A 13,160-nucleotide genomic window follows, 5' to 3' on the forward strand; every position below is an offset into this window, starting at 1 on the left:
CAGGCAAGCTAACGACGAAGGTTGGCGGCCTGCGTCGCCTTTTTCGAAGCGAAGATGCTATCGATCTCGGATGCCGGCAGCGGATGGCCGAGCGCGAAGCCCTGCAACGTGTGGCAGCCGAGCTTGGCGAGCGTCACGGCATGGTTTTCGGTCTCGACTCCTTCCGCGATAATGTCCACACCGAGAGCCTTGCCGATCTCGACGATCGACTTGACGACGCGGCGCTGCTCGGAGGACGTATCCACCTCGCTCACCAGTTGCCGGTCGATCTTCAGGCGTGCCGGGCGCAGCCGGACAAGGCCGATGAGCGACGCGTGGCCAGAACCGAAATCATCGATCTCAATCTCGATTCCCATCTGCTTAATGCGATCGACAGTCTGCAGGAGCTCGTCGTCGCAATCATCCAGGAAAATCGTCTCGACCAGTTCGAAAACCAGGGCACCTTCCGGTATCTCGAGCGTCTCCAGATCATCGATCAATTGCGGATCGTAGAGGCGCTGTCCCGAAATGTTGACCGAGATCCGTGGCAAGGCCGTTGCATGCTGCCCCCAGCTCAGCCGGTCCGCGAGAACGCGCCTCAGGATCGAAGCGTCGATTTCGGACGACAAACCGAACTCGTCGGCGATCTTCAGGAAGATACCGGGTGAGAGAGTGCCACGCTCGCTGTGATGCCAGCGTGCCAGTGCCTCGATGCCGACGATCTCGCGCGTATGGGCATCGAGCTGCAATTGGTAAAATGGAATAATATCGCCTTGCTCCAGCGCAAGCTTCAGCTCTTCTGCAAGGCGCCGCTTGCCCATAAGATCGTCTTTGAGCTGCTGTGAAAAGAACTCGACGCGGTCGCGCCCCGATGTTTTTGCCTGATAGAGCGCGATATCGGACTCAGCGAGCAGGTTGGAGCCAGAGCGATCTGCCGACCAGGAAATGCCGATCGAAGCTCCCGATTGCAGCATTTCGTGGCCGAAGCGAATCTTCTTCTTCAAGCGCCGCTGCACGTCACGCGCCATACGATTCAGTTCGGTCAACCCTCCGAAATTGACGAGAAGGATGACGAATTCGTCGCCACCGATACGTGCCGCCATTGCGGCTTTTGGAATGGCGGCCTCGATCCGCAAGGCCGCGGCACGCAGCACGACGTCGCCGGCGGCATGGCCATGACTGTCGTTGATCTGCTTGAACTCGTCGAGGTCGAGGTGGAGAACTGCAAGCGTCGAGACCGAGGCGTCCTCGGCCAATTCGGCCAGGCGTTTGTCGAAAAGGCGACGGTTGGGAAGACCTGTCAGATAGTCGTGTTCCGCCACATACTCGATGCGTGCACTGCTTTCTTCCAAAGCCAAGGCCCGCGCCTCGGCGACCGCCCGTTGGCGAGCCGCCTCGTTCGCAAGCAGTACGTCTGCCGTGACGTCCCACTCCGCGCCGACAAAGGAGGGCGACCCATCGTCGTTCACGTAGAAATGGGCCCGTGATCGGATATATCTTATCTCGCCGTCCGGCCAAACGATCCGAAACTCCGAATTATATTGCCCGCGTCTGGCAATGGCGTCCTCGAATTCCTGTTCGGCGCGCGCGCGATCGTCGGGGTGAATTGCGTTTGACCAGATGGCAGTCGGGACCGGACCACTCTTTCTCCCGGTCTGGTAGAGCCGATGCATCTGGACATCCCAGGCGATCTCATTCTGATCGAGGTTGTGCTCCCACACACCGATCTGTGACGCATCGAGTGCAAGCTCAAGGCGCCGCAAAATGTCCTGGAACTCTCGTTCGGACCGTGTGGGACTGCTCGATGCCAACGCCGTCCAAGCCTCATGCAGCTTCAAGTAACAGTGTGGTGTCATGCCGACACCACGGAAGTCCTTTGTACGTGCCGAACCAACCTTTTGGCGAGAGATTAATTAGAACACCCTAAAAATCCATCAATCATTGTAGGTCGAACGCAGCGTCGATTTTGACAGAGATCCTGTGCACTAGGCAATTCAGCCTTTCGAGGAACGGTGTTTCGTTTCTTCGAGTTGCAGCAGCAAACCGCTGTGATCGGTTTCGCCGCCGCCATGTTCGACGAACTCCGCAAACTCGGCGCGAACGGCCTGCGTCAGCGGCAGCGTTAGCGAGAGGCTTTCCGCAGTCGCAGTGATGTTGGGCAGATCCTTGGGCTGCAGCCTCGAAGGACCGGCAGTTGCGAAATCGCGGTCGACCATCCGCTGACCGTGAATGTCCAGGATGCGGCTTTCCGCGAAGCCACCGCGGACCACGCGGCGCAATGCCTGCGGTGAACCACCGCCCGCTTCGAGCAGCAGCATCGCCTCCGCGATGGCCCCTCGCTCAGCCCCGCCGGACACGATCGCGGCAAGATGAGACACGACATCGGGCCTTGAGGCGGCGACGATCCGTGCGGTCTGTCCTTTAGCAGAAATATCGGCAGCGCTCGCCGCGACACGCCCAGTGAAGCCTTCCCGGGCGACCGGTGTGACGACGTCGACAAGGGAAAGCGAGTGACGGCCTGACCTGCGAGCCGCCCGTCGGCGACGAGCCGCGTGGTCAGCTTGCGCCCGATCATTCCCGCTGCGCCAATAATGACAATATGCAGTGGCGGCCTCCATCAACCATTCACCGCGCGCCTGCCCTCGCCCGGCTCTGTCCTTCGAGACGTAGCCGCATGGTCAGCCCATGAAAACAGGAAAGGCGGAGCACTGCTCCGCCTTTCCACGTCTCGCCGCGCAGTGGGGGCTATTCGGCAGCGAGCCGTATGACTTTCGCTTCGTTCTCTTCCTGCTCGTGCTCGTGCTCCTTGTGCTGCACCAGCGGACGGTTGCCTGTCAGCTTGCGAACCAGCACGTAAAACACTGGCGTCATGAAGATGCCGAAGAACGTCACGCCGATCATGCCGGAGAACACGGCCACACCCATGGCGGCGCGCATCTCGGCACCTGCACCGGTTGAAACGACCAACGGCACGACGCCCATGATGAACGCCATCGAGGTCATCAAGATCGGACGCAGGCGCAGGCGGCTTGCTTCGATTGCCGCCTGTACTGGCGTGCGGCCTTCGAATTCCAGCTCGCGAGCGAATTCCACGATCAGGATCGCGTTCTTCGCCGAGAGGCCGACAAGGACCACCAGCCCGATCTGCGTGAAGATGTTGTTGTCTCCACCGGTCAGCCAGACGCCTGTCAGTGCCGCCAACACGCCCATCGGCACGATCATGATGATCGCGATCGGCAGGGCAAGGCTCTCATACTGTGCAGCGAGCACGAGGAAGACGAGCAGCAGCGCCAGCGGGAAGACGATCACGCCGGAATTGCCCGCCAGGATCTGCTGATAGGTCAGGTCCGTCCATTCGAAGGCGATGCCCTTGGGCAGCGTCTCGTCGGCGATCTTCTCGATCGCCGCCTGAGCCTGGCCTGAGGAAAAGCCCGGAGCTGGACCGCCGTTGATATCGGCGGAGAGGAAACCGTTATAACGGTTGGTCCGCTCCGGCCCGGTTGTCGCGTTCACCTTCAGGAGCGCAGACAGCGGGATCATTTGGCCCGATGCGGAACGAACCTTCAGCTTGCCAATGTCCTCGGGCTGGGCACGGAACTTGGCATCGGCCTGGACGCGCACGCTGTAGGTGCGGCCGAAGGCGTTGAAGTCGTTGACATAGAGCGAACCGAGATAGATCTGCAGTGTCTCGAAAACGTCGGTCACAGGGACACCCAGCTGTTCCGCCTTCTCACGGTCGAGATCGGCATAGAGCTGCGGAACATTGATCTGATAGGCAGAGAATATGCCCGTCAGTTCAGGCGTCTGGTAGGCCTTGGCGATCATCGCCTTGTTGGCCTCGTCGAGCACCTGATAGCCGAGACCGGCCCGGTCTTCGAGCTGCATCTTGAAGCCGCCCGTCGTGCCGAGACCATTGACCGGCGGCGGCGGGAACATCGCAATGAAGGCATCCTGGATCGCCCCGAACTTCTGGTTCAGGGACATGGCGATCGCACCGCCTGAGAGCGCCGGCGACTTGCGTTCCTCGAAATCCTTCAGCGTCACGAAGACGATGCCGGCGTTCGAGGAGTTGGTGAAGCCGTTGATCGACAGGCCCGGGAAGGCGATGGCATGCGCGACGCCGGGTTCGGCCATGGCAATGTCGCTCATCCGCTTGATGACGTCTTCGGTGCGGTCGAGGCTCGCAGCATCCGGCAGCTGGGCAAAGCCGATCAGATATTGCTTGTCCTGAGCCGGCACGAAGCCGCCCGGTACGGCATTGAACAGACCGTAGGTCGCGCCGGCGAGCGCCAGATACACCAGCATGACGATGCTCTTGCGCGACACGAGGCCGCCGACGCCCTTTCCATAGCCCCGGGAACCGGCACCGAAGGCCTTGTTGAAGCCCCGGAAGAACCAGCCGAAGACGGCATCCATCCCGCGTGTCAGCCAATCACGCTTGGCGTGATGGTCCTGCAGCAAGAGGGACGCGAGTGCCGGTGACAATGTCAGCGAGTTGAAGGCCGAGATGACGGTCGAAATCGCGATCGTCAGCGCAAACTGGCGATAGAACTGTCCCGACAGCCCGCTGATGAAGGCGAGCGGCACGAAGACGGCGACGAGCACAAGTGCGATCGCGATGATCGGGCCGGAGACTTCCTTCATTGCCTTGTAGGTTGCGGCACGCGGACTGAGCCCGTTCTCGATGTTTCGTTCGACGTTTTCGACCACGACGATCGCGTCGTCCACCACGATGCCGATCGCCAAGACGAGGCCGAAGAGGCTGAGCGCGTTGATGGAGAAGCCGAAGACATACATCACCGCAAACGTGCCGATGATCGAAACCGGAACGGCAATCAGCGGGATGATCGAGGCGCGCCATGTCTGCAGGAACAGAATGACGACGATGACGACGAGCGCAATGGCTTCGAGCAGCGTGTCGACGACCTTCTCGATCGACGACCGGACGAACTTCGTCGTGTCATAGACGATCTCGTAGCTGACGCCGTCAGGCATCGCGGTCTTCAGCTCTTCCATCGTCTTTTGAACTTCGTCCGAGATGGTAATGGCATTGGAACCCGGAGACTGGAAGACCGGGATAGCGACTGCCGGCTTGCCATCGAGGATCGAGCGCAGCGAATAATCGGCAGCGCCGAGCTCGATGCGGGCAACGTCGCGAAGACGGGTGATCTCGCCATTGGCGCCGGTCTTGACGATGATGTTGCCGAACTCCTCGGGCGTCTGCAGGCGGCCCTGCGCATTGACGTTGAGCTGCAGGTCTACACCTGACAGGCTCGGCGAAGCGCCGATCGTGCCGGCTGCGGCCTGCACGTTCTGGCCGCGGATCGCATTGGTGACGTCGCTGGCGGCAAGGCCATGCTCGGCAGCCTTCTGCGGGTCGATCCAGACGCGCATGGAATAGTCGCCCGAACCGAAGACCTGAACCTGTCCGACGCCATCGATACGCGCCAGCCGGTCCTTGATGTTGAGGACGCCGTAATTGCGCAGATAGGTGATGTCATAGCGATTGTCGGGCGAGATCAGGTTCACGACCATCATCAGGTCGGGAGAGCTTTTGACCGTCGTTATGCCGATGGTCTTCACCTCTTCCGGCAGACGCGGTTCGGCCTGCGAAACGCGGTTCTGGACGAGTTGCTGTGCCTTGTCCGGGTCCGTGCCGAGCTTGAAGGTGACCGTCAGCGTCATGACGCCGTCGGAAGTCGCCTGGCTGGACATATAGAGCATGCCCTCGACGCCGTTGATCTGTTCTTCGAGCGGCGTTGCGACCGTCTGCGCAATAACCTCCGGGTTTGCGCCGGGATAGGTGGCACGCACGACGATCGATGGCGGAACGACTTCCGGATATTCGGAAATCGGCAGTGCGCGCAGGCCGAGCAGACCGGCGACCACTATGAGGACCGATAGGACCCCGGCAAACACCGGACGGTCGACAAAGAATCTGGAGAAATTCATTTCAAAGCCCCCTCCGGGATGAAACTGGGATGCAACGACCCCCTCCGGCGGTTGGGAGGCCGCCGGTGGATCGCGTCTTTCGGAATTTCCGCGGGGCGCCGAGACGCTCCGGATGCTTCGGCTTATTGAGCCGTGGCGACTTTCTCTTCCGCCTGCGGCGCAACCACTGCGCCCGGACGGATACGCTGCAGACCATTGACGACGATCTTGTCGCCGACGGTCAGGCCGCTTTCAACGATACGCTGGCCTTCCGCGGCCGCACCGAGCTGGACGGGCCGATAGCTCACCTTGTTCTCCGCATCGACGACGAACACGAACTTCTTGTCCTGGTCCGTGCCGATGGCGCGGTCGCTGATCAGGATCTTGTTCTCGGCCTTCGGCTCGCCCATGCGGACCCGGACGAACTGGCCGGGGATCAGCTTGCCGCCGGGATTGTCGAAGACGGCGCGAACGCCGATCGTGCCGCTTGCCGCATCGACCTGATTGTCGATCAGTTGCAGCTTGCCCTTGATCGGCGTGCCCTGATCCGCCAGCGTGCCGACCTCGACCGGGATCTGCTCGACGGCGGGGACGGCACCATCATCGGCTGGTAGTTCGGCAAGCGCCTTGGTGACCATCTCTTCGCTGGCATTGAAGCTTGCGTAGATCGGATCGACCGACACGAGCGTCGTCAGAGCGGGAGATGTGGAGCCAGCGGCAACAAGGTTACCAACGGTGATCTCGATCTTGCCGACACGGCCGGCAACCGGCGCATGGACCGCGGTGTAGCCGAGTTCGAGCTGTGCCGAACGAAGCGCCGCCTGGGCGGTACGCAGGCCGGCCTGCGCTTCAGTGAAGGCATTCTGACGCTGATCGAGATCGCTTTGCGAAATCGTCTTGTTGTCTGAGAGCCTGCGGCCGCGTTCCAGCTCGATCTGCGCGAGGTTGACCTTCGCCTCGGCAGATGCCACCTGGCCCTCGGCCTGGGAAACCGCCGCCTGATAGGGCTCGGGGTCGATAGTGAAAAGCAGATCGCCCGCCTTCACCAGCGCGCCTTCGCGGAAGTGCACGGCTTGGATGGCTCCGGCCACGCGCGAACGGATCTGCACGCGGTCGACGGCCTCAAGCCGGCCGGAAAACTCCTGCCATGTCGTCACGTCACGGCTGGCGACGAGGGCAACCGTCACCGGCACAGCGGGAGCCTGTGCGGGTGTGGAAGCGGCCGTGGCGGTCGTGCTCATCGGCAGTTCGAAAAAGATGGCTGCGGCCGAAACGGACGCAGCAAGTCCCAAGCCGGCGCCCACGAGGGCCCAGCGCTTCTTACTGGACGTCATTGTTACTCTCCTTGCGGCCCTTGAAATGGCCGGATTCAATCAGTTCGTCTTCAATGCAATAGGTTGGCTGCTAATATCGCGAACAAAGCCCTCGAACTGGTCAGTGATCGTGTGTTGCCAATTCGACGTGTGTTCGGACTTCCCGCCATAAAGGGATGGCCAACCTGTCCCGGCGGGGAGGACATTTCGGCGAACTGCAACACCAGCCTGTTTCAGGCGATCCGCATAACCGAGCGTCTCGTCACGAAGGGGATCATCTTCTGCCGTCAGAACAAGTGCCGGCGCGACCCCTGCGATACGGGAACACAAACACGGTGCAGCATAGGGATGACAGCCGCCGCCACTGAGATAGTGGCTCCAGCCTTCGGTCCAGCGCTGGCGCATACCGATGCCGTCAGCTTTGCGGATGGACGACGTTCCCATGAATGGGTCAAGGAGCGGCGAAATCAGAACCTGACCATCGAGTGCATCGGCATAATGGTCACGTGCCTTGAAAGCGACACCGGCAGCAATGTTGCCACCCGCCTCTTCGCCAGCCACGATAAGCAGAGAATTGCGATCGCCGAGACCCGACGCGCGCTTGTTGGCGAGATAAGAGAAGATCGAATAGCCGACTTCGAGCGGCTTCGGAAAGACATTGCCGAGCGGCGCATTGTAGTCCGGCACTGCGACGATTGCGCCGGCTTTCGCCAAGCTCTGCGCAACCACGCTGTCCTTGATGCCCGACTGCAGAAAGGCGCCGCCATGAAAAAACAGTATGATCGGCGAACCCTTGCCGAACTCGGCGCCCTGATAGACGCGTGCGGAAACGGGGCCGATGGCCACCTTCTCCATCACTATGTCTTTCACCTGCACCGCCATCGTTCCGGCTCGCGTTTGACCCACACATAACGTATTGCGCGCCAAGATGGCTTGCAATTTCTGAGGAAAAGATATTGTTATTCCACTGTCGGAATAAGAAGCGATAGTACGATTACACTGTTCCGAATTTCGAACAATACCGCAGTGCAACCTGCTTAGGTGATTTCCGATGGACCAGCTCTCGGCAATGCGCGCTTTCATCCGCGTCGTAGAGACGGGCAATTTCACACGGGCCGCCGACACGCTCGCCATGCCCAAGGCGACGGTGACCAATCTCATCCAGGGGCTTGAGGCGCATCTGCACACCAAGCTTCTCAACCGCACCACGCGCAGGGTCATGGTGACGACCGACGGCGCGCTCTACTATGAACGAGCGGCCCAGATCGTCTCCGAACTCGAGGAACTGGACGGCAGCCTGTCGAATTCGCAGGGACTGCCGACCGGACGTTTGCGCGTTGAGATGGCAGGCGCTTTTGCCGACTGGATCGTCGTGCCCGCGCTCTGCGACTTCTACCAGAAATACCCGGATATCCGCGTAGACCTCGGCGTGGGCGACCGCACCGTCGACTACCTCGCCGAGAACGTCGACTGCGCGCTTCGCGGCGGAACGCCCGCCGACCAGTCACTGATCGCAAGGCGCGTCTCAGAAGTCGAAATGCTCACCTGCGCAGCACCGCTCTACATCGAAAAATTCGGCATTCCAACCCGCCCCGAGGAGCTGGAAAACGACCATTATTCAGTGAGTTACTTCCGTGCCCAGACCAACCGGACACTCCCATTCGAATTCCGCAAGGACAATGAAGATTTGGAGATCAATCCGCGTTACCTGCTGTCGGTCAACGACAGCCGAACGTTCGTCAATGCGGCATTGAACGGTCTCGGCATTGCACAGCTGCCGCGCTTCATGATCCGCGACGCATTGGCGAAAGGCGACCTCGTGGAGATTCTGCCGGAATGGAGCCGCGAGCCGTTGCCGCTCTACATCGTCTATCCGCCAAACCGGCACCTCAGCAACAAGGTCCGCGTCTTCGTCGACTGGCTGGTGAAATTGCTCTCGGACGCCAAACTTAATGACGCCTGACGCAATTGCGGCCCGGGAGGAGTTCCTTGACGGGCCGCAACTGTCTGTCATCGAATTCCGTTCAGACCCTGCCGCGCCACCAGGGAAATGGCTCGGCCGGTATCTGAGGTTGGCGCCCGGAGTTGGAGGTCTTCCAGTCGCCTTTCGTCCGAGCATCATAAGCCTGCCCTTGCCCATTTGTTAAGAGCTGATTCGTGCACAGCAAGTTCGCAAAAATGGAACAATGGCGGACACCGGCATTCAGCGAATGACTGGCTTGAGGAGATCTTCCAGACCGATTCGCCGGAACATTTCGGCACGAACCCGGTCGGCAACGCCATTGACGACCTCGGCACCGTCCTCAGACGGGTCGACATGGGTGCGGAACGGACGCTTGCCAAAGGGCATGGCGACGACCTGCGCGATCGACGTTGCGACCGAGCCTGCATCGGCATCGGCGGGTTCGAGCGCGGCAAGCCCCTGCAGCGCCTGCTCCGGCACGCCCCTGTAGGGGCCGTCATTGTATTCCGCTGCCCGCGCCGCGTCGGCCGGCGAACCAGAGTGCGCGAAGTGTTTCGTGCCCCTGGTAAAGGCGCCTGGCACGATGATCGCGGTTTCGATGCCCCACCGGGCAAGCTCCGACGCATAGGAGACGGCAACCGAGTCCATCGCGGCTTTGGCAGCGAAGTAGGGCGCAAGATAGGGAGGCGTGCCGCCGCGTGTGCTGGAGGAGGAAACCCAGACGACCAGTCCCTTGCCGCGCTTGCGCATATGGGGAAGCGCAGCACGGTTCACCCGCTGCGTCGATAGTACGTTGACGTCGAACAACTCTGCATATTGCTCCGGCGTGAAAGCCTCGGCCGGGCCAAACGACATATGGCCGGCATTATGGATGACGACGTCGAGCTGGCCCACCTCCGCGATGACCTTGGCGATCCCGGCTTCGACGGACGCGTTGGAGACCACATCAAGTTCGACCGAACGCAAATCGACATTGTTCTCCCGCGAGAAGGCCGCGATATCGGCAACGGCTTTCGCGTTGCGGCCGGCCGTGTCGCGGATCCCGGCGTAGACGACATGCCCTTCTGCGGCGAGGGTGCGGGCGGTGAGAGCGCCAAAGCCGCTGGATGCTCCGGTGATGACGATGACCTGCTTATCCATTTTCCTGTTCCTTGGATATTCGAGGGTTGCTGTTGAATGCTGGCGTTCGGAAAGTGGCGGCAGGACAAACCCGCCGAAGTCGACGATCAGACCATGCCGCCGTTGGCGCGCAGCACCTGGCCGTTGATCCAGGAACCGTCTGAACCAGCGAGAAAGGAGACCGAGGCGGCGATATCCTCCGGTGTTCCCAGACGCTCTAGCGGGTTCATCTTGGCCAACCGGGCGATCAGCTCATCCGATTTCCCGTCGAGGAAGAGGTCGGTGGCGGTCGGACCCGGAGCCACGGCGTTGACGGTGATGTTGCGGCCGCGCAGTTCTTTCGACATGATGGCCGTCAGCGTTTCGACGGCTGCCTTAGTCGCTGCGTAGACGCCATAGTTTTCGAGCTTCAGACCCACGACGCTCGTCGAGAAGTTGACGATACGGCCGCCATTGCGCAGGCGCCTTCCGGCTTCGCGCAAGGTGTTGAACGTGCCCTTCAGATTGACGCTCACCTGACGATCGAAGTTGGCGTCGTCAGCATCGGCAATCGAGGAAAGCTGCATGATACCGGCATTGTTGACCAGCACGTCGATGCCGCCGAAGGCTGCTTCCGCTGCATCGAACATCCGGCGGACGGCTTCGGGGTTGCTGACGTCAGCTTGCGCGGTCAGTGCCTTGCCACCACCCCGTTCGATCTTCTGCACAAGCTCTTCGGCGAGCGCGGCGTTTCCGGAGTAGTTGATAACGACGGTGAAACCGTCCTTGGCCAGCCGTTCCGCGATCGCGGCGCCGATACCTCTCGAAGCGCCCGTGACCAGTGCGACCTTGTTCTCGTTGCTGCTCATTGCCTTTCTCCTTCTTTCATCGTGCCTCAGCGCGTTTTCGATGCGGAGAAGATGCCTCTTTTCACATTGCGGATAATCAGCCATTATTCGGCATCACTATCCGAATAATCCGAACAAAAAAGATGGACAGATTCGATGCCATGCGGGTGTTTTCCCGCGTCGTGGAGCGCCGCAGCTTCACGCTCGCCGCCGAAGACACCGGCCTGCCGCGCTCCACGGTGACCGATGCCGTCAAGCAGCTGGAAGCACGCCTCGGCGTGCGTCTGCTGCAGAGGACCACGCGCCATGTCAGCCCGACGCTAGACGGCGAAGCCTATTATCAGCGCTGTATCTCCATCCTCGCGGATATCGAGGACGCGGAGGGCGCCTTCGCCGGCGCCAAGCCGAAGGGCATGCTGCGCGTGGACGTGCATGGCACGCTTGCCCGGCATTTCGTGCTGCCGAGCCTGCCGTCTTTTCTGGAGATGTATCCGGATATCGAGTTCTACATGAGTGAGGGCGACCGTCTGGTCGACCTCGTGCGCGAGGGCATCGACTGCGTGTTGCGGGTCGGCACGCCTGATGACAGCGACATGGTGGCACGTCGCGTCGCCATGCTGGAGGAGGTTACCCTTGCCGCTCCCGTCTATATCGAAAAGCATGGCCTGCCCGAGCATCCCGACAGGCTCGATGGCCACCGCATGGTCGGTTTCCGCTCGACTGCGACGGGCGGCGTTCTACCACTGGAATTCATCGTCGGCGGCAGCATCCGCAACATCACCTTGCCCGCGGCGGTAACCGTCAATGCCGCGGAGAGCTTCATGTCGGCGGCGAGGCTCGGCCTCGGCCTAATACAGGTGCCGCGCTATCACGCCGAAAGGGACCTCGCGGCCGGCACACTCGTTCATGTCCTGCCGGATTTCAAGCTGACGCCAACGCCGGTCTGCCTGCTCTATCCGCGAAACCGACAGCTCTCGCCCCGCGTTCGCGTTTTCATCGACTGGCTGGTGAAGGTCTTTGCTCGACAATCCTAGCGAAAAGCGTTTCACTTGGGTCAACTGTCAGAACCGGGAGATCTTCCATGGCCATCACAGACGTCACCGTGCATCCGAAGGAAGGCAGTTTCGTTGTCATCTTCACGCAGCAGTCGGGCAACAGCATATCGGTCACGCTCTACGCCGCTGCCTCCCCGGGGCTGACGAACGACAATGCGATCACGCGCGCGCGGGCATTGCTTGCGACAACGTTGCAGAGTTCGCAGGCTGATGGCGCGCGCGGCAAGGATGCAGCCCTGCTCGAAGAAGAGTTGGAAGAAGGTCTCGAGGATACCTTTCCGGCAAGCGACCCCGTATCGGTAACGGGTTCCTCCATCTCGGGCCACGACCCGAAAGCCGGTCATTAGTACCTTGAAGCAAGCCGCCGGAGCCCGAAACAGATGACGTATGCCGCTGGTGCGATCGGCGCCGCTCCCCTCGCCGGCCAGGAGCTTCAGCGTTTTTTCGAGCGCGATGCGATTGCCGTTGCCCGCGATCTGCTCGGTTGCCATCTGCATGTTGGCGATGTCGGCGGTCGCATAGCGGAGACGGAAGCCTACTTTCCCGACGACGAAGCCTCGCACAGCTTTCGCGGCCCGACGCAACGAAATGGCGCCATGTTCGGTCGACCGGGCAATGTCTACATCTATCGCATCTACGGCATGTATTGGTGCCTTAACTTTGTCTGCACGCCGGGCTCGGCCGTGCTGATCCGCGCAATCGAGCCGGAAGCCGGCATCACGACCATGACGGAGCGCCGCGGCAGCGACGTGCTCACGCAACTTTGCAGCGGCCCCGGCAAGCTCTGCCAGGCGCTCGGCATCGACCTCTCGGTGAACGACAGACTTCTCGACCGCCCGCCGTTCTCGATCACACCCTCAGCTCCTATCGAAATTGTCGCCGGCAAACGGATCGGCATAACGAAAAATGCCGAAGCACCTTGGCGCTTCGGCATCTCCGGGTCTCGCTATCTCAGCAGGACGTTCCGCTGAAC

The 13,160-nt window shown here is 61.0% G+C and carries 11 protein-coding genes; 4 read left to right on the forward strand and 7 right to left on the reverse strand.

From position 1 onward, the window contains the following. Nucleotides 1-8: 8 nt before the first annotated feature. The 5 genes from WGT02_RS17185 to WGT02_RS17205 all read right to left on the reverse strand — a co-directional run bounded on the left by WGT02_RS17185 (nt 9) and on the right by WGT02_RS17205 (nt 8,105). The gene (locus WGT02_RS17185; RefSeq protein WP_375678595.1) at nt 9-1,835 is read right to left on the reverse strand and encodes a putative bifunctional diguanylate cyclase/phosphodiesterase; all 1,827 of its coding nucleotides are present in this window, start codon (nt 1,833-1,835) and stop codon (nt 9-11) included. A gap of 138 nt (nt 1,836-1,973) precedes the next feature. Beyond that, the gene (locus WGT02_RS17190) at nt 1,974-2,597 is read right to left on the reverse strand and encodes an NAD-binding protein (RefSeq protein WP_375678597.1); all 624 of its coding nucleotides are present in this window, start codon (nt 2,595-2,597) and stop codon (nt 1,974-1,976) included. A gap of 127 nt (nt 2,598-2,724) precedes the next feature. Next, entirely contained in the window at nt 2,725-5,931 is a 3,207-nt protein-coding gene (locus WGT02_RS17195) for an efflux RND transporter permease subunit (RefSeq protein WP_208249830.1), read from the reverse strand. A gap of 122 nt (nt 5,932-6,053) precedes the next feature. Continuing rightward, nucleotides 6,054-7,244 (reverse strand): efflux RND transporter periplasmic adaptor subunit, encoded by a 1,191-nt coding sequence (locus tag WGT02_RS17200; RefSeq protein ID WP_024317307.1) that lies wholly within the window; start codon nt 7,242-7,244, stop codon nt 6,054-6,056. A gap of 39 nt (nt 7,245-7,283) precedes the next feature. After that, entirely contained in the window at nt 7,284-8,105 is an 822-nt protein-coding gene (locus tag WGT02_RS17205) for an alpha/beta hydrolase fold domain-containing protein (RefSeq protein ID WP_024317308.1), read from the reverse strand. 169 nt (nt 8,106-8,274) lie between these two features. Between WGT02_RS17205 and WGT02_RS17210 the strand changes: the two genes are divergently transcribed. Then, the gene (locus WGT02_RS17210) at nt 8,275-9,186 is read left to right on the forward strand and encodes a LysR family transcriptional regulator (RefSeq protein ID WP_024317309.1); all 912 of its coding nucleotides are present in this window, start codon (nt 8,275-8,277) and stop codon (nt 9,184-9,186) included. A gap of 240 nt (nt 9,187-9,426) precedes the next feature. Here WGT02_RS17210 and WGT02_RS17215 read toward each other — a convergent pair whose 3' ends face one another. Both WGT02_RS17215 and WGT02_RS17220 read right to left on the reverse strand, forming a co-directional pair. Beyond that, complete coding sequence (locus tag WGT02_RS17215) at nt 9,427-10,326, reverse strand: SDR family oxidoreductase (RefSeq protein WP_208249828.1); 900 nt, start codon at nt 10,324-10,326, stop codon at nt 9,427-9,429. 86 nt (nt 10,327-10,412) lie between these two features. Continuing rightward, on the reverse strand, nt 10,413-11,153 hold the full coding sequence (locus WGT02_RS17220) for an SDR family oxidoreductase (RefSeq protein ID WP_024317311.1): 741 nt from the start codon (nt 11,151-11,153) through the stop codon (nt 10,413-10,415). 122 nt (nt 11,154-11,275) lie between these two features. Between WGT02_RS17220 and WGT02_RS17225 the strand changes: the two genes are divergently transcribed. Genes WGT02_RS17225 through WGT02_RS17235 form a run of 3 tightly spaced genes read left to right on the forward strand, consistent with a single transcriptional unit; the run spans nt 11,276 to nt 13,158 of the window. Next, nucleotides 11,276-12,166: a LysR family transcriptional regulator gene (locus WGT02_RS17225; protein WP_208249826.1), complete on the forward strand. Its 891-nt coding sequence runs from the start codon at nt 11,276-11,278 to the stop codon at nt 12,164-12,166. A 47-nt stretch (nt 12,167-12,213) separates the two neighbouring features. Next, nucleotides 12,214-12,534 (forward strand): hypothetical protein, encoded by a 321-nt coding sequence (locus WGT02_RS17230; RefSeq protein WP_024317313.1) that lies wholly within the window; start codon nt 12,214-12,216, stop codon nt 12,532-12,534. A 33-nt stretch (nt 12,535-12,567) separates the two neighbouring features. After that, nucleotides 12,568-13,158 (forward strand): DNA-3-methyladenine glycosylase, encoded by a 591-nt coding sequence (locus WGT02_RS17235; RefSeq protein WP_208249823.1) that lies wholly within the window; start codon nt 12,568-12,570, stop codon nt 13,156-13,158. Nucleotides 13,159-13,160: the final 2 nt, after the last annotated feature.

The organism is Rhizobium sp. T1470 (genome assembly GCF_042140505.1).
Taxonomy (GTDB): domain Bacteria; phylum Pseudomonadota; class Alphaproteobacteria; order Rhizobiales; family Rhizobiaceae; genus Rhizobium; species Rhizobium favelukesii.